Here is a 16678-nt window from a genome sequence, read left to right as displayed (position 1 = left end):
AAAAGCCCACCAAACTTCACTGAAATTGGTAAAGCAATATTTATACCCGAACGGTTACTAACAATGAAAAAAATATTTTTTAGCCTAATATCAGTCACTTTTATATTGATGATGCCATTCCGAGCAGTTGCATCTTGGTATGAAGTGACAGGCGTTGCCACGATCGTTTCTTCAGAAGAAGCGGCAAGGCTGCACGCGTTAGAAGACGCACTCTTCAAGGCCGTCAACTTTTCGGGCGCTGACATCGGCAGCATCAGCAACTTGATGCCTTTGCTGGAAGAAAACCGCAAAGAGTATCAGTTCACGAACCACGAAGTGCGTTACATCTTGGTCGAGTCAGAGCGTAAACGCAGCGGCAAAATGGAAATGAGGATCCGAGTGGACATTTATCCATCGGCAACGGGTTGCCACGTGGATCAATACAAGAAGACCGTATTGGTCGGTAATATCGATGTCGCCTCTCCTCAACAAGCCGTTATGGGCCAGATCTACAGTGTGGGCGATGACTTTAGCCACGTGGTAAATCGCCAATTAGATCAAACCTCGCGCAGTTTTGTCTCGGTCGGCACCACAGACTACTCCATCAGCGCCAATTACCCAGAACGTACAAAGATGATTGCGCAAGACAATGGCGCGCAGTACATCATCGGTGGTGTCATCACCGACTTAACCGCCACCATTGATGCGAAATTATTGAAAGACGACGTTATTAACCGCCAGTTTGCCATGGAGATGAAGGTCTTTGATGGCAAAACGGGGCACGAGGTTTACCACAAGAACTACCGCGAAGTGGCGCGTTGGCCTTTTGCTAAAACCAGCCAAGTTGATACCCGCAGCGCACGCTTCTGGGCATCAACTTACGGTGAGATGATGCTGCGCGTTAGTCGCAACATTATGTTGGATTTGGAATCGGAACTGTCTTGTAAAATCACCCTGCCAGAAGTGGTGGCGGTGTTTGGTAACACGGTGACGATGGATCTTGGCCGTATGCACGGCGTACAAGAGGGTGACCAGCTGCAATTGTGGCACACGGCGTCATTCATTGACCAAAACGGCCTACCACGTAATAAGGTCTCTCAGAGCGATATTACCCTGAGGGTGACTCGTGTCTACGAACACGAAGCGGAACTGACGATTGAACAGCCAAATCTAGCTTCTAGCGTGCAGATTGGCGACGTAATGAACAAGATGCTTTAGCAACGCGTATAATGCCTTGCGATATGCCTACTTTTGAATATCATAGGTAACGCATCTTATTTGATTACGCCCCCATGGCACAGCTGGATAGCGCAGTCCCCTCCTAAGGGACAGGTCGTAGGTTCGAATCCTACTGGGGGCGCCATTCATCGCCTTAGCTTACCGAATTTAAGCTAAGGCTTTTTTATGTCTGCTATTTCGGTAAAGCGCGCTTGCTAGAAGCGCCTGAAAAAACTACTTCAGATCAATGCTGTTGAGACGCCCCATAAAGGTCAGGATCTCTAAGTTGTCTTTGTGGGCATCGAGCAAGGCTTTTTTGGTCTGCATATAAGCGGCAAGCTTGCCGTATTTGTTGATAGACCGCACCACCGTTTTGTACTTGTATTCGCCAGCATCATTGAACTCACGCCATTTTGCGATATAGCAGGTGTCGCGGTTGTCTGGGTCTTCCAATGTTGGATTGGGCTTATGGACTATTTTAGGCTCAACGCTGTGTGGCAGCCTTGTCATCAGGTACGGGTCTTTCAGTAGACGACGCCAAAACTTGCCCCACATCTCTCGCCCAAGCTCGTTACGCAGTTTGATGGCCTTCTTAAGCCCTTTCTTTTCCCCAATGCGAACAAAACCCACGGAGCGATGCAATACCGTATCGTCCGGTGTATGAATATGGATCTTAAAGGCTGTCTTGCCTTTTGAGATGAAGCGGTGTCCAGTATTTGTAATTAAATTGCTCTTAGACATAGTGCTAACTAATAATTTTATTAATAGCCAAAAGGGTAAGCAAAACTCATAGATAATTAAAGTAATAAAATACAAAACTGTAAATAGCATGTATGTTTATTCTTTTTTAAAACTTCTAATACAGATATAAAAAAGCCCCAAAGAGCGAACTCTTTGGGGCATTCAGCGCTTAAGGCTTCTAACGGTCAGATAGGAGCTTATTGCTGAACTTGGTATTCAAACTCAGGAACAACAACTTCTACGCGACGGTTCTGTTCACGGCCTTCACGAGTCTCGTTTGAAGCGATTGGGTTGTTTTCACCTTCGCCACGAGCGTGGATGCGAGAAGCATCGATGCCTTTTTCTACAAGAGCGTGAGCTACAGATTCAGCACGTTTTTCAGAAACTTTTTGGTTGTAAGCTGCTGGGCCTGAAGTATCTGTGTAACCAATTACGTCAACGTTCGCTTGTGGGTACTCGTTTAGGAATGCTACTAGGTCGTCTAGTTTAGCAGCGCTCTCTGGTTTAAGAGTTGTGCTGTTTAGTGCGAAGCTACCAGTACCGATTGTTTGAGTTTCGAAAGTCTTAGTTACTACTACTGGAGCAACTTCTTCTACAACCACTTCTTCAACGATTGGCTCTTCTTCTACAACAACTTCATCGTTGCCGCCGAACTTGAATGCAACACCTAGCGTTGCAGAGTTGCCCATTGCTTTAACTGAATCGTTGCTGATGTCAGTGATTGTTTGGTATTCCGCACGTGCTGTTACGTTTTCGCTAACGTTGAATTCAACACCTGCTGCACCTAGGTAAGAGTAGTCGTCTTTACCGTCGTTCATCATTAGGTAAGCACCACCCACTTTACCGTAAAGTGCGATGTCTTCAGTGATTGGTAGGCTGAACTTAGGAGCAAGAGTGATTGCTTCTACGTGACCACCGAAAGAAGTTTGGTCAAAGTCACCTAGGTTGTCGAAACCAGCTTCTACTGAGAAGTAGTCATTCATTTCGTAACCAACAAAAGCACCTAGAGTAGAGCCGTCTTTGTCACAAGCTTGACCAGCTACACAAGCGTCTTCCATCCAAGACTTACCCATCTTACCGCCCACGTATACTTCTGCGTGCGCTGCTGAAGCCATAAGTAAAGAAGCTGAAATTACCGCTGCTAGTTTTTTCATTATTGATTCCTCTAAAAGAAGTTCTCTTGTTCGTAACGAAATGCGCCGCCTGACTGACGTTGTATTTCAATTCTTTTATTCAGTTCCCTTGAGCTTGATACCAAAGTGACTTCCGACTGTTTGCATATCTGCATAAAAGTCACTTGGGTATGTCTCCTGGTCAGTGGTGCATATCGCTCCCTCACTGACGGCGAGCACTATAACTCCAAGAAATCCCGAGACAAATCCCAAAACTGTCAATTTAGTGTCATCGAAAAGCATGATTTTATGTGATCTAGAGCACCTTAAAGCGAGCAACAACAAGAACGCAAACGTTTGCGCGACATTTCAAAAAAGAATAGGTAAAGCAAATTAACTTCTCATTAATGAGACGATAATTACGGAACTTTAAGGATTGTGCTTTTAATTCAGAGAGATATTTCGTATAGGAAAAGTAAAAATGCATTTGCATAGGTTATATTTGGATAAGTAAAACTTATCAATTTTTAAGCATTTTGATGAAAAAGTTCCCCAAAGAAAGGGGAAATGATGTCGAATTACCTCTTTATTCCAGAATGAAATACAAAAAAACCGCGGTATTTTCCGCGGTTTTTTGACTAATTATTCAAGCAATTATGCGTTTGCTTCACGCTCGGCGATGAACTCAAGAGCCATCTTGATGCGTGCAACACAACGCTCTTTGCCAATCAGTTCCATTACTGCATCTACAGAAGGAGACTGACCGCCACCTGTTACTGCTACACGTAGTGGCATACCGATTTTGCCCATGCCGATCTCTAGCTCTTCACATACAGCTGCGATAACGCCATCTTTGATGTTCGCTGTCGTCCAATCAGTCAGTGCTTCTGCTTTCGCTAGAGCAAGCTCTAGAGGCTCTTTAGCCACGCCGCGTAGGTGTTTCTTCGCCGCGCCCGCTTCAAACTCAGCGAAGTCTTCGTAGAAGTAACGGATTTGCTCAGCTAGCTCAACTAGCGTGTTGCAACGCTCACCCACTAGCTTGATCACTTCAGTGATAGCTGGGCCGTTTGTTACGTCTAGTTTTTGTTGATCTAGGTGCCATTGTAGGTGCTCTGCAACGTACGCTGGATCTGAGTTCTTAATGTAGTGGTTGTTCAACCATTGCAGTTTGTCAGTGTTGAATGCTGATGCAGACTTAGAAACTGCGTTTAGGCTAAATAGGTTGATCATCTCTTCTTGAGTGAAGATCTCTTGGTCACCATGAGACCAACCAAGACGCACTAGGTAGTTGTTTAGTGCAGCTGGTAGGTAGCCCATATCACGGTATTGCATTACTGATACAGCGCCGTGACGCTTAGACAGTTTCGCACCGTCATCACCTAGGATCATTGCACAGTGTGCGAATGTTGGTACTGGCGCACCTAGTGCTTCGTAGATGTTGATCTGACGAGGTGTGTTGTTGATGTGGTCTTCACCACGAACAACGTGAGTAATACCCATATCCCAGTCGTCAACCACTACACAGAAGTTGTACGTTGGAGAACCGTCAGTACGACGGATGATCAAGTCATCCATTTGTGTGTTGCTGATTTCGATACGGCCACGGATTTGGTCATCAAATACTACGCTGCCTTCTTTCGGGTTACGGAAACGGATAACACATGGATCGCCATCTTTTGCCGCTTCGTTTGCCGCTTTGATCTTTGGATGGTTAGCATCGTAACGAGGCATTTCTTTATTTGCTTCTTGCTCTGCACGAACTTCGTCTAGCAGCTCTTTAGATGCGTAACATTTGTATGCTTTGTCTTCTTCTAGAAGCTTATCAACCATCTCGTTGTAACGATCAAAACGTTGAGTTTGGAAGTAAGGACCTTCATTCCACTCAAGACCTAGCCATTCCATACCTTCTAGGATCGCATCAACCGCTTCCTGAGAGTTACGCTCAAGGTCAGTATCTTCGATACGTAGAACGAATTCACCACCTTGGTTTTTAGCGTATAGCCAAGAGTAAAGTGCAGTACGAGCACCACCAACGTGTAGGTAGCCAGTTGGGCTAGGAGCAAAACGAGTTTTAACCGTCATTTGAGTTCCTTAGGGATAATGAGCAACGAGAGGGCTCTCGTTGTAATGTCAAGGATAAAAGTGGCGACATTTTACCATCGTAAGTCAATACTACAATCCTTCCGTGTGGTTTAACGCCAGAAATACAAACAGGGCAGTCACCGAAGCGGCGCTGCCCTGTTATTTATACTAGACGAAGGTTATCGCTAAAGAGCGGTTATAACTGTGCACAACCGCTATAGTAAGAGAAAGAGTATATAGAGGAAGATAACCGAATTACTTCAGGTTACGCATCGCCCACTGCATGAACTCTTGCTGCTCTTCACGGCTTAAATCATGGAACGATTCTTTCAACGTTTTGGTTACCGCTGGAGAAGCAGCGATACTTGCCTTGGTTGATTCCTTGTTCATAGCCTTATTGTAATCGGCCACTTCACGCTCGTAATCGCGGAAACCTTGTAGGCCACCTTTGCGCAGTTGAACCATCGAGAACTCAACGTCTTTACCGTTTGCGTCTTTTAGCGTCAGTTTTGGGTCCATTTCAAAAGCATTTGCTTCTTCAATGGTACGGAACTTGTTGTAAGTCAGCGTTAGCTCCGCATCTTTCGGTGCATCAAACTCTAATAAAAGCGGCTGCGAATCGAACTTACGACGCTTACCATCTTCAAACACTATTTGGCCCACATTCACAGCCAGTTGGTTTGCACCATCTTCAACTTTGATGCTGTTGTTGTCAGAGATCCACTCCGGGTAGACGAACTCACCGTTGATAACGCGAGGAACCAATTCCGCTTGCAGAGTCAGTTGAGCAGCAAATGCAGGCGCAGAAAGTAGTGCGCAAAATCCTAATAGTGTGGTTGTTTTTTTCATCATGGTTTTCTCGTCTTATACCAATTTAGATAAGCCACTGAAACTAACAGGCCGGTCATTTCAATGGCTTATATGAATAAGTATCAATACAAAAAGGGCGTTTCCGCCCTTTTAGCTGCTTCTGAATTAGAAGTAGTATTCAACACCTACAGAGAACTCATCGTAGTCAGCAGACTTCCAACGGTATTCTGATGGGTCACCTACTTGAGATGCACCGTCACCGAAGTCTAGCGTACGAGCACGAGCGTAAAGTACTGCAGATGGGTCTACGAAGTACATGATCTGTGCAGATAGTACATCATCCGCAGTGTTGTCGATTGTCTTACCGTCACGTTCTAGGTCAAAGTTAGCTGCGTAACCTAGTTTGTACTGCCAATCGCCTGTTGTGTACATCAGACCCGCAGACATTGCATCTTGTTTCTCGCTTACACCGTTGCTTGCATCAGCTTCCATGTATTTGTATTGAGCGAAGAAAGAGATACCGTTTTCAAACCAACCTTGAACACCTACTAGGTACGTGTTGTTTTCCCAAGTTTGACCTTCAGATTCGATGTTACGGTTACCCTCGTAAGCAGCATCCAATTGTAGTGGACCTAACTTGTAGTGAGCCGCAATGCCGCCCCAGTAATCGTCACCAGCACCTAGACCAGCTTCGTCACCTGCACCCGCTGCGATATCTAGAGAGAATTTGTCAGCAAACATTGGAGAGTCCCAACGGACAGTGTTTGATTGACGGTCTTGGTACTTAGCACCACCGATTGCACCACCCCAGTCGTAAACATCGCCTAAACCTGGGTTAGATGCTGGCCAGTCAACCAACTCGTACATTGGAGTAAGTACGCGACCTAGACGAACTTGACCCCAAGAAGCGCTTTCAAAACCTACGAATGTGTCACGCTCACCAAGACCTGCACCTTCACCACCGAAGCTTGGGTCTACGTAGCCACCTTCGATTTGCCAAATGAACGTTGGTTCAAAGTTAGCGAATTGCTTTTTACCACGGAAGCCGATACGAGATTCGTTGTTTAGCTGCATGCCGCCCAAATCGTCGTCAGTTGCTTTGCTACCAGAATCGTAATCGCGGTACGCGGCCTGCATCGCGATAATGCCGTAAACTTCGTAAGAGAAAGAGTCTTTAGTTAGGTACTCTTTCGCTGCATCACTGTTTGCACCATCAGCAAAAGCTGAACCACTGAACATCATGCCTGTGATTGCAGTAGCAAGTAGGCTTTTCTTTAGGTAAGACATTTTTAACCCCTATATTTTTAGTTTTTTCCATTTTCAAATTCGCTAACTAGGACATTGCAGGAACTTGAATCTGTGTTTGGACGGAGCAAATATGACAAACTTTTTTCGCAGTAAAAAACTTTCCCCACGGCAATCTGAGCAACTTCAAAATGAGAAGATCAAAAACAATATAAAACCTAAAAATACAAGAACTTAAGACATGAAATAAAAATATAAAAACGTCAAAACCATTCCAAGTCACGCCATTTTTATATAAAAAGCTCAAAAGTCGTGATCGAATTCACTCATGTTTTAGGTGTTTTAACGGAACTTTATATTCAGAGAGAAAAAACTTTGAGATAACTCGCAACAATAACTGCATAAAGTCAGCGCAATAACGGAGATTTTGACGAATTTGTTTCGCGTCGAAAAACTTGACCTTCCCCTTGCAGGAAGGTTTATGCTCTCAACATTAGTATTATTGAGGACAAATTATGTATCAGTTCGTTGTACCTATGTCGGGACTTAACTGCATGGGCTGTGCGAGAAAAGTTGAGAAAGCTTTACATGCTAATCACAGTGTTGAGATCATCAATTTGTCCCCAACCATGGTTGAGGTGAAAACCGAGTCCCCTCTTTCTTCTATTGTTGAATCCATTGAGTCCTTGGGTTATCACGCTGGTCATCAATTTCAGTTCCATCTAGCTGGATTGAGCTGCGGCGGCTGCGTGAAGAAACTCTCTTCTTTATTGGAAGCGAATCAAGAGGTCATTGCGTTTCAAGCGTCGACAACCCAACTCGATATCACGACCCTACTCTCAGAGCAGCAAGTGATCGATCTTGTGGCAACTCTCGGCTATACCGCTAGCCTTGACTCTATTGAAGTAGAAGAAGAAAGCTCACCAGAGACTGAACAGGCAGAAAAGCAGAGCAATATTAAAGATGCGCAGGTGCCACCAGCGAGTATTCAATTGCAAATGCTGATTCAAGGCATGACGTGCGCGAGTTGCGTCTCTTCAGTAGAGAAAGCACTTACTAACGTAGAAGGCATTGAGAAAGCGCAAGTAAACCTTGCTGAGCAAAGTGCATTGGTGTTCGCCACTCAAGATACAGAAGCCCTTCACCAAGCGATCGTTCAATCCGTAAAACAAGCCGGTTACCAAGCAGAGATCCTGCAAGACGCAGCAACCCAACAAGAAAAACAAGCGGCTCAACAACTCGCCCAGCAAAAACGCTTCAAGCTGGATGCCATTGCTGGCTTAGTTGTCGGTGCGCCGCTGATGCTTTGGGGTGTATTTGGCGGCAACATGATGATTCGCAATGCCAATGATCAACTGGCTTGGGGAGCGATAGGCATTCTATGTCTTCTATTGCTTGCGACAGCGGGTAAGCACTTCTTTACTAACGCATGGTTAGCGGCCACTCACAAACGTGCAACTATGGACACTTTAGTGGCTTTAGGCACTGGTGCAGCATGGTTCTATTCGATGCTTGTGGTGATTTTTCCAGACTGGTTCCCTCTTGCTTCACGCCATGTGTACTTTGAAGCGAGCGCAATGATCATCGGCTTAATTTCTCTTGGTCACTATATAGAGGCAAAAGCCAAAGCAAACACCACACGCTCACTGCAGGCTCTGATTAACCTGCAACCTCAGCAAGCGACTGTGATTACAGAACAAGGTGATCAACAGATTACGGTTGAGCAAATCACGTTAGGCATGAAACTGCGCATCAAACCGGGAGAGAAAGTGCCAGTTGATGGCGTTGTGATTCAGGGTGAATCATACATTGATGAGTCGATGCTGACCGGTGAACCCGTACCAGTATTAAAGGCGCAAGATGCGCAAGTGTCTGCTGGTACATTAAATACCGATGGTGGATTAGTCATTGAAGCAACAGGCATCGGCGCGAACACTATGCTGGCTCGAATCATTCGCATGGTACGCACGGCGCAAAGCAGTAAGCCCGCCATAGCCAAATTAGCAGACCAAATTTCATCGGTGTTTGTCCCTGTTGTTGTGGGCATTGCCATCCTTGCCGCTTTGGTTTGGTTTGCGGTAGGTCCAGAACCTAAAGCCAGCTACATGCTTGTCGTAACGACCACCGTGCTGATCATCGCTTGCCCTTGTGCGCTGGGGTTAGCAACGCCACTGTCGGTCACCGTTGGTGTCGGTAAAGCCGCGGAGCTTGGCATTTTAATCAAAGACGCTGACGCACTGCAATTGGCGAGCAAAGTCGACACCGTGGTATTCGATAAAACTGGCACGCTGACGCAAGGCAAACCAAGTGTGCAGCAAGTGTTTACTCATGCCACCAGCTCAGAGCACTTATTAGCTTTGGCTTACGCAGCTGAACGTCAATCTGAGCACCCGCTCGCTAAAGCCGTGTGCGATTACGCTAAGCAACACAATACCGACAGTGTGGAATTGGACTCATTCGAGAATATCCGTGGCCGCGGCATTACTGCGACTTACCAAACACAACCACTATTCATTGGCTCATTGCAATTTATGCAAAACGAGCAGATTGATACCAGCCCAATGGGGCAAGCGATTGAAGATTGTGCAAACAACGCATGGACACCTGTGGCTGTGGCGCTTAACAATGAACTGATTGGTTTAATTGCCATCGCTGATCCGATTAAATCTGATGCCAAACAAGCGGTGTCTACATTAAAATCACAGGGCATAAAAACCGTCATGCTCACGGGTGACAACCAACACGTTGCCAATGCCATTGGCAAAGAGCTCGGCATTGATGAAGTCATCGCTCAAGTGATGCCCGATGAGAAAGCACAGCACATTAAACTGCTGCAATCTCAAGGTAGTAAGGTGGCGATGATCGGTGATGGCATTAATGACGCCCCAGCCCTTGCGCTGGCAGATCTTGGTGTCGCAATGGGAAGCGGCAGTGATGTGGCGATCGAAAGCTCACAAATGACCATTCTCAATACATCACCAATGGCGGTTGTACACGCAATTGAACTCTCTCGCGCTACACTTAAGAACATGAAACAAAACTTGTTCGGCGCCTTTATTTATAACTCGCTGGGTATTCCTATCGCCGCTGGCGTACTTTACCCCGCGTTCGGATTTTTGCTCAGTCCTGTTGTTGCTGGCGCAGCGATGGCACTGTCTTCAATCACGGTCGTCAGTAATGCAAATCGACTACGACTGTTTACCATTAAGTAAGCGACACTTCTTCTCGAGGATCTTATGAAGTTGAAACTATTAACCTTTACAATGCTTGCTGCCACATCAGCGAACGTATTAGCTGCTGATGTCATCAACCACAAATCACCATACTGTGGCTGTTGCGGTGAATGGACAAAACACATGGAAGAGAACGGCTTTACCGTGGAAGAAAAGCTGCATGATGATATGAATGCGATCAAAAGCGACTTAGGTCTGAAAAACGAACAGCTATACTCTTGCCACACCGCAGAGATCGATGGCTACGTGTTTGAAGGTCATATTCCTGCCGACGATATTAAAGCGTTTTTGGAAAACCCACCTCGCAACGCAAAAGGCCTGACCGTACCGGGTATGCCAATGGGCTCACCGGGCATGGAGTACGGTGATAAGAAAGACAGCTACGCTGTTTACGCCTACAACGACAAAGGTCAGGTATACGAATACCGCTACCACAAAGGTAACGACCAGTAAAAACAAAGCCCAGCGAGACAAACCGCTGGGCTTTTTCTTAATGGACAGTTAAGACAAACTTTTTAATTAGAAGCCGTAAGACGCGCCGAACACGAACGCATTGTTTACTAGGCTATCACCTGCTGTATTTTCTGCACCATGAGCTTGGCTACGGAACTCAAAGTAAGGTTGTACACCTTGACGAGTCCATGTTGCGCGTAGCTCGTGGTCCATCGTTTCTGCTTCAATCATGTAAACGTTGTTGTAGCTGAAAGTCACGTCTTCGTTCATCGCGTAACCAATGCGGTTATCCATGCGGTAGTCTGTTTTCGCATCTGCGTCTGTTGCATCAATGTGTGCACGAGTACGGTTGCTTAGAGAGATACCGTTATCGAAGTTATAGCCGATTTTAACTAAAGGACGGTATTGGATGCTCTCACCCGCAGAGAATAGGTGTTGGTAGCCTGCTGCGACCCATAGGTGATCAGTGATGTTGAATGCTTGCTCACCACCTACAGTGATAGCTGGAGTAGTGTTACCTGCGCCACCATTTTCTGTTTCTAGTTTGCCTAGTTGAATGCCGTCAAACTCAGTGTAAACCGTGAAGCCGCCGAATTGGTTATCAAAAGTGTGGCCAGCTTCTAGCGTTGATGTCATGTCCGAACCATGGATTCGGCCATCATCGTGGAATTGGATGTTACCCGTTACGTAAGATGAGCCTGCGAAAGCGCTTGATGCGAAAACAAGAGAAAGTGCACTTAGTGCAAAAACGTTTTTCATAATATTGCTGCCTTTATTTGTTCACGTTATGCGATGAGTTGTCCGGCTATCACTTGCCCTTCATCGCAAACATTGGGATGTGCCTCCCTGGCGACAGCAATACTGCGCAATTTAATTCGCATTGAAAAATAAATCGTTTAAAACAGTGATCCAATTCAAATCAACATTTCTGAAAACCAAAAAAGTTTATTAAATACAGCACCTTGATATAAAACCTAAAAATTCACCAAAAAAATAAAGTGTGACATCAAACTTATTAACCTCTCCAATTAGGCACAAAATAACTATCGAGATCACACAATGGTTCTCTTTCTAAATACCCAACTTAATTATCTTTGAAAAATAATTAGACATTGATCACGCTTATTTTCCGTAGAAAAATAAACAAAGCCCCCAACATACGTTGAGGGCTTTGAGTAAGGAACAATGATTTTAGTGAATGATTAGCAGAATTACTTCACGCTAGTCACACGGCTTGTTTTCTCGCCTGTCGCAGATACAGAGCGGATAAACACTTCACCTTTCACATTTGGACGAGCATTGTCTGCGTAAGTTAGCCAGTTTTTGCCGTCTAGAGAGTATTGAAGCTTCACACCAGGGAACTGAACGTTCATTGCTAGCTTGCCATTTTCTACTTTCGCACCAGGTACAGGTAGGCGGTAGTCGATGCCCGATTTCTCTAGCTTAGCCAGTTCACGTTGACCAAGTACGTTCGCAAAGCGGTTGTAGTCTTGGTTTAGCGCAGCTTTGTCTACTAGGTTAGAGTTTTGCGAGTATTCAACACCCACTTTGTAGTCGTTTTCCCAATCAGCACGGTGCCATGCACGCTCAGCCGCTGCCAGTACGCGAGGGAATACCATGTACTCGTATTGCTCATCGTTACGTACTGTCTCAGACCAAAGCTGTGCTGATAGACCGTAGAAAGGTTTCGCTTCGATTTCACCTTTACCAGTAAAGCCGTTGCCATCGCGATCTAGAGACGTTTCTGCGTTCTGAGGCATGTTCTCTGGTGCAAAGCCAAACATCTTACGAGTATCTGTTGCACGCGTTGCCCAGTAGTAACCACGCTCTTTCGGATCCACTTCGTATGGCATGTCCATGTAAACGTAGTCTGGGTTAGAAACGATCACGTCGTAACCTTTCTTAGACCACTCGTACACTGATGATGTGCCACCCCAGTAAAGAACGTCCCAGAAGTTAACACGTGTGTTTTCTGTTGCGAATGCTTTCTCACCTTCACTGTACTTAAGGCCATCTTGCCAAGCTTGGAAGTTTGGAATGCCTTTCTCGGCCACAATCTTCGACACTTCTTCTGCGAAGTGGCTTGGTAGATGAGCAAAGTCGCTTACCGTACCGTCTGCAATTAGCGTCTGACATTGTGGAGACTGTGCGAATGGCTTGTCTTGTTTAGACAGGTCAATCGTACCTTTCCAGCTTACTTTGTCTTCAGCGTTCACATCTTGGAAACCAGCGCCTAACTTAATGTTCTTCGCTTCGTCACCACCAAAGTGCCATGTTGTTAGCGGTGCGCCCGCTTCTTGGTGCATTGCTGCGACTTCTGAAATCACTTTATCAACAAAGCGAGTTGAAGATTCCATACATGGGTTGATGAAGCTTTGCTTGTTGTAGAACTGAACCGTCGTTACGTTCGATGTATCTTTAGGATCCATCAGGCGGTATTCGTTCGCTTCTGCTTCTTTACCTTCTTCCATTAGACGGTCGTAACGCGCTTCCATTGATACTACCGCTGCACGAGCGTGCGCTGGCATATCGATTTCTGGAATCACTTCAATGTTACGTGCTTTCGCGTATTTCAAGATTTCCACGTAATCTGCTTTGCTGAAGTAGCCAGAGCCAAAGTTGTCTGTCGTTGGACCAGAGCCAAGCTGAGGCAGTAAACAGCTTTTCTCTTGTGTATCGAAACAACGGTTAGCACCCACTTCTGTCAGCTCAGGCAGACCCGGGATTTCTAAACGCCAGCCTTCATCGTCCGTTAGGTGAAGGTGTAGTTTGTTCATCTTGTACGCTGCCATTTGGTCTAACGTTGCAAGAATCGCGTCTTTAGAGTGGAAGTTACGAGCCACATCCACCATCACACCACGGTAATCAAAACGAGGCGCGTCTTTAATAGACAGTTGTGGTAGAGAATCAGCATTTTGGCTATCTACCAGGCCAAAGATAGATTGTACTGCGTAGAAAGCACCTGCTTGGTCAAACGCTTTAATCACAATACCGTCGCCTTTGATGCTCATCTCGTAAGCACCAGATTTTGCTAATTCACCGGTGAAGTCTGCAGGAACAACAGTGATACTTACAGGAAGATCACCACGAACATCCACACCTACCACTTCTGCACGATCTTGAATTGCTGCGTATTGAGTCGCATCGAATGCGTCTTTAGGCAGCGCAATACCCGCCGCGATATCTACTGTGCCTTTACCTGCTTCAACAGACAGTGGCGTTGGTAGTAACGTGGTTGATACATCTTGTTTTGCTAGGTCTTCGTTCTTCTCGAAACGAGACACAGCGTTTGCAAATACGTTGTTGTCATCTGGCGTACGTTTTAGGTTGTTACCCTCAAGGCCAGTTACGAAAGATGCAACGTCTTCTGTGTTAAGAGAAGCGATCATCTTAGGCTCTGCATTTGGTGCAGCAACGAAAGCGCCTGGCATGAAGTCAGTTTCAAATAGCTGCCAGTATTCAGCAACAAGAGGAAGCACAACTTCTTCACCCGCAGCAAAACCATCAAACTTATCGGTCGGTTCTAGTTTGTGTAGGTCTCCCGTTACGCGAGAAATTTTGAATTGCTCGTTGTCTACATCCAGAATCAGACGAATGCTGTGGAAGTAAATAGCCCAATCTTTAGAGTCAACCGCTTCACCTTGGTTAACTAGCGTCATGTTTACCTTGTTACAAGACGCCCACTCTGCGCCCATGTCTTGACATGCAAGACCTTCGTTAGCACCGTGGTTTGTTAGTACTTCATATTGAATATCAAGGTTGTCAGCCAATGAGTTTACAACTTGTTGCTCAGAGTTCTGCAGTGAAGAGCAGCCTGCCAATGTAGCAATAACAGAAGCAGCAATCAGACTATGTTTCAACATCTTACTTTCCCCAAAAAGTCAGTGGTTCAAAACGACATTTATCAAAAATGGTGAGCACCTAAATGCGAGGCGCTTAACAGTTGCATTCAACATACAAGCAGTTATTTCTAAGCGTAAAATTAATGGAACTAAGAAGTGATCCAGCTCAAATTCGGCTAGACACTGAAAAATATAAACACATTAATTTCAATGATTTAGTTAAAACGTCAAAAACGAACAACTTTTTTTGACGAGTTTGTTGCGATCACTGTCACGAATATTGGTGGGTTTAAGCTGGTTTATAGGATTTTGATCACTATTGGTTATTAAGCGAACCATTAACAACAAACTCAATTGAAACACTTTCGTGAATTAACTCTCATTTCTTCACCGTCAAAACTCGTCAATATTTTTAGAAATGACGATTTTGCCGAACCGTGTTATAGATAAGATGCATATTGAATTCGAGGAGCAAAATATGTTTCGACTCTTGTCCGTGATGTCATCTCTGATCGTCTTTTTCACTTCTTATTCAGTTCAAGCCGAGCCGCAGCATTGGCTCGCAAAGAAAGGCGATATGGAATACATGATTATTGGTTCCGTTCATGTGGGTGACAAAACCATGTACCCGTTACCCAAAGCTGTCACTCAGTTCCTCAAAAACAGTGATGGCTTAATCATCGAAGCCGACGTTCGAAATACAGAAGGCGTGACGTACCCAAAAACCTCACTGCTTGCCAAAGATGTTTTAGATAGAACGCAGCGTAAACATCTTGCGGAGATTGCGAATGACCTAGGTCTACAAGAAGCACAGCTGCTCAATGCGCCGCCATGGTCAGCGGCTTTAACCATTCAGCTAATGTTAGTGAACAAGCTAGGTTATGCATCCGACCAAGGCGTCGACATGCACTTGATTAATCTGGCCGATAAACAAAAAGTGCCTGTATTGCCGTTGGAAAGTGTGCAATTTCAGTTGAATTTAATCGCAGGACAAAAAGATGGCGGTAAAGAGTTTCTGCTCTCTTCTATTGAAGAATATGACGGTGGCGACAAACTGGTACAGTGCTTAATCGACAGCTGGAAGAGCGGTGACGGCAGCACATTAGAAGAAGCATCCATGAGTGAACAATCAAGTGATGAGTTCAATCAAGCTTTCTTGTACGACCGTAACCGAGATTGGGCGGAAAAATTAGATTCTGGCAGCATGCTACCGAAGAAGTCAGGCCAATACACAATTGTTGTCGGCAGCTTGCATTTAGTCGGCAAAGACAACCTCATTGATCTGCTCGAAGAACGTGGCTTTACTGTTGAGCCTCTCGGCAATACACACAAAGCCGACTGCGATATCTAATCATCACTACCACATACCCTGCCGACATCTGTGCCCTGACTACCGGGGCACTTACATCCTCTTACACCGCCCCCTCACCGTTAAGTCTACACTTACGCTTCGCTGACAAATCCAGCAATCTATCCGATACTATCGATTCATTCTGTAGACAATCTCAAATCTGATAAAAGCCTTTATGAAGTTCAAAGCCACATTATTATGCCTAGCCAGTGCACTACTTTTACCTTCGTTAGCGAATGCTAAACCTTCTTGTACAGTTGAAAGCTTCGAGCCTATCGATATTGCCCCAGAAACTAAAGGTGGCGTATTCGACAAAGAAAGCGGCCAATTTTTAGTTACCCAAAAGCCAATGATGCGATGTGCGAACATCACTTTTACAACGGCTCACACTCGTAACCGTGTTGCTCATCTGTTGACCCAAAACTTTGAAGCCAGCTACTTTGATGGCAAAACGGGACAATCCCACTCGGTGACTTTTGACGAAGATGAATTAGAAGCAGGCTATATCCGCATCGGCCCAAACAATCCGCAAACCGCTTACGTGTGTTTCACAACATCCGAAACGCCGATTAAAGACATTAGTTGTGATGTGAAGTAACGGGATTCGGGATT

General features: G+C 45.3%; 12 protein-coding genes and 1 tRNA gene. 6 read left to right on the top strand and 7 right to left on the bottom strand.

Going from position 1 to position 16678, the window contains the following annotated elements:
* Positions 1-63: 63 nt before the first annotated feature.
* Both KIO97_RS23330 and KIO97_RS23325 read left to right on the top strand, forming a co-directional pair.
* Positions 64-1197: a flagellar assembly protein FlgT gene (locus KIO97_RS23330; protein WP_005425597.1), complete on the top strand. Its 1134-nt coding sequence runs from the start codon at positions 64-66 to the stop codon at positions 1195-1197.
* Positions 1198-1265: 68 nt separating this feature from the next.
* Positions 1266-1342 (top strand) — tRNA-Arg (locus KIO97_RS23325).
* Between the two features lie 89 nt (positions 1343-1431).
* On the opposite strand, the gene KIO97_RS23320 is transcribed toward KIO97_RS23325, so the two are convergent.
* The 5 genes from KIO97_RS23320 to chiP all read right to left on the bottom strand — a co-directional run bounded on the left by KIO97_RS23320 (position 1432) and on the right by chiP (position 7229).
* Positions 1432-1938 carry a hypothetical protein gene (locus KIO97_RS23320; protein ID WP_005449220.1) on the bottom strand — a complete coding sequence of 169 codons (507 nt, stop codon included), beginning with the start codon at positions 1936-1938 and terminating at the stop codon, positions 1432-1434.
* Between the two features lie 197 nt (positions 1939-2135).
* Positions 2136-3092 carry an OmpA family protein gene (locus KIO97_RS23315; protein ID WP_005425612.1) on the bottom strand — a complete coding sequence of 319 codons (957 nt, stop codon included), beginning with the start codon at positions 3090-3092 and terminating at the stop codon, positions 2136-2138.
* Between the two features lie 612 nt (positions 3093-3704).
* Positions 3705-5132: a glutamate--tRNA ligase gene (gltX, locus tag KIO97_RS23310; RefSeq protein ID WP_005425642.1), complete on the bottom strand. Its 1428-nt coding sequence runs from the start codon at positions 5130-5132 to the stop codon at positions 3705-3707.
* 255 nt (positions 5133-5387) lie between these two features.
* Positions 5388-5984, bottom strand: coding sequence for a DUF2057 domain-containing protein (locus KIO97_RS23305; protein ID WP_005425603.1), 597 nt, complete (start codon positions 5982-5984; stop codon positions 5388-5390).
* A gap of 123 nt (positions 5985-6107) precedes the next feature.
* Positions 6108-7229, bottom strand: a complete 1122-nt coding sequence (gene chiP / locus KIO97_RS23300; protein WP_005425622.1) for a chitoporin — start codon at positions 7227-7229, stop codon at positions 6108-6110.
* A gap of 473 nt (positions 7230-7702) precedes the next feature.
* On the opposite strand from chiP, the gene KIO97_RS23295 reads away from it, so the two are divergent.
* Positions 7703-10399 (top strand): copper-translocating P-type ATPase, encoded by a 2697-nt coding sequence (locus tag KIO97_RS23295; protein ID WP_285384067.1) that lies wholly within the window; start codon positions 7703-7705, stop codon positions 10397-10399.
* A gap of 24 nt (positions 10400-10423) precedes the next feature.
* Positions 10424-10873 carry a DUF411 domain-containing protein gene (locus KIO97_RS23290; protein WP_005425611.1) on the top strand — a complete coding sequence of 150 codons (450 nt, stop codon included), beginning with the start codon at positions 10424-10426 and terminating at the stop codon, positions 10871-10873.
* A 66-nt stretch (positions 10874-10939) separates the two neighbouring features.
* Here KIO97_RS23290 and KIO97_RS23285 read toward each other — a convergent pair whose 3' ends face one another.
* Together KIO97_RS23285 and KIO97_RS23280 are read right to left on the bottom strand one after the other, a co-directional pair.
* Positions 10940-11632, bottom strand: a complete 693-nt coding sequence (locus tag KIO97_RS23285) for an oligogalacturonate-specific porin KdgM family protein (RefSeq protein ID WP_285384066.1) — start codon at positions 11630-11632, stop codon at positions 10940-10942.
* Between the two features lie 452 nt (positions 11633-12084).
* On the bottom strand, positions 12085-14736 hold the full coding sequence (locus tag KIO97_RS23280) for a beta-N-acetylhexosaminidase (protein WP_285384065.1): 2652 nt from the start codon (positions 14734-14736) through the stop codon (positions 12085-12087).
* 457 nt (positions 14737-15193) lie between these two features.
* On the opposite strand from KIO97_RS23280, the gene KIO97_RS23275 reads away from it, so the two are divergent.
* Positions 15194-16066, top strand: coding sequence for a TraB/GumN family protein (locus tag KIO97_RS23275; protein WP_285384064.1), 873 nt, complete (start codon positions 15194-15196; stop codon positions 16064-16066).
* A 175-nt stretch (positions 16067-16241) separates the two neighbouring features.
* On the top strand, positions 16242-16664 hold the full coding sequence (locus tag KIO97_RS23270) for a hypothetical protein (protein WP_285384063.1): 423 nt from the start codon (positions 16242-16244) through the stop codon (positions 16662-16664).
* The last annotated feature ends 14 nt before the right edge of the window (positions 16665-16678 follow it).

Origin of the sequence: Vibrio sp. B181a (assembly GCF_030248375.1) — a bacterium.
GTDB classification, from domain to species: Bacteria; Pseudomonadota; Gammaproteobacteria; order Enterobacterales; family Vibrionaceae; genus Vibrio; species Vibrio campbellii.
Note: the sequence above shows the minus strand (reverse complement) of the source record. Positions and strands in the feature narration are given on the sequence as shown.

Excerpts from the sequence above, each read along its gene's own strand:
- KIO97_RS23320 (WP_005449220.1), bottom strand. The coding sequence starts at position 1,938 with ATGTCTAAGAGCAATTTAATTACAAATACTGGACACCGCTTCATCTCA.
- KIO97_RS23285 (WP_285384066.1), bottom strand. The coding sequence starts at position 11,632 with ATGAAAAACGTTTTTGCACTAAGTGCACTTTCTCTTGTTTTCGCATCA.
- KIO97_RS23270 (WP_285384063.1), top strand. The coding sequence starts at position 16,242 with ATGAAGTTCAAAGCCACATTATTATGCCTAGCCAGTGCACTACTTTTA.
- KIO97_RS23290 (WP_005425611.1), top strand. The coding sequence starts at position 10,424 with ATGAAGTTGAAACTATTAACCTTTACAATGCTTGCTGCCACATCAGCG.
- chiP (WP_005425622.1), bottom strand. The coding sequence starts at position 7,229 with ATGTCTTACCTAAAGAAAAGCCTACTTGCTACTGCAATCACAGGCATG.
- gltX (WP_005425642.1), bottom strand. The coding sequence starts at position 5,132 with ATGACGGTTAAAACTCGTTTTGCTCCTAGCCCAACTGGCTACCTACAC.
- KIO97_RS23275 (WP_285384064.1), top strand. The coding sequence starts at position 15,194 with ATGTTTCGACTCTTGTCCGTGATGTCATCTCTGATCGTCTTTTTCACT.
- KIO97_RS23315 (WP_005425612.1), bottom strand. The coding sequence starts at position 3,092 with ATGAAAAAACTAGCAGCGGTAATTTCAGCTTCTTTACTTATGGCTTCA.
- KIO97_RS23330 (WP_005425597.1), top strand. The coding sequence starts at position 64 with ATGAAAAAAATATTTTTTAGCCTAATATCAGTCACTTTTATATTGATG.
- KIO97_RS23305 (WP_005425603.1), bottom strand. The coding sequence starts at position 5,984 with ATGATGAAAAAAACAACCACACTATTAGGATTTTGCGCACTACTTTCT.
- KIO97_RS23295 (WP_285384067.1), top strand. The coding sequence starts at position 7,703 with ATGTATCAGTTCGTTGTACCTATGTCGGGACTTAACTGCATGGGCTGT.
- KIO97_RS23280 (WP_285384065.1), bottom strand. The coding sequence starts at position 14,736 with ATGTTGAAACATAGTCTGATTGCTGCTTCTGTTATTGCTACATTGGCA.